The 274-nt window shown below is 36.9% G+C and carries 1 protein-coding gene; it reads right to left on the reverse strand.

Annotated elements, in window-relative coordinates; all coding sequences use genetic code 11:
* A partial coding sequence (locus tag CDN38_RS33810) for an Nramp family divalent metal transporter (protein WP_180276472.1) occupies positions 1–274 on the reverse strand: 274 nt, incomplete at both ends.

Below are 274 nucleotides of genomic sequence, written 5' to 3' on the forward strand. Positions count from 1 at the left end.
GTGCACCGACGATTAAAGGTATGTTAAATAGGAGATTAAGAGCAATAGCACTACCAATAACCTCAGCAATATCTGTAGCGATAATTGCTAGTTCTGCAATGATCCAAAAGATTATAGCAATAGGTCTTGATAAATAATGTCGTGTCATTTGAGCTAAGTCCATACCTGTTGCTATTCCTAATCTCACTGTCATGCTTTGAAGTAACATTGCTGATAAACTTGAAATAAGAATTACGAATAGCAAAGTATAGCCATATTGCGCGCCACCTTGCAT

Source organism: Mycobacterium ostraviense (assembly GCF_002705925.1).
GTDB lineage: Bacteria > Actinomycetota > Actinomycetes > Mycobacteriales > Mycobacteriaceae > Mycobacterium > Mycobacterium ostraviense.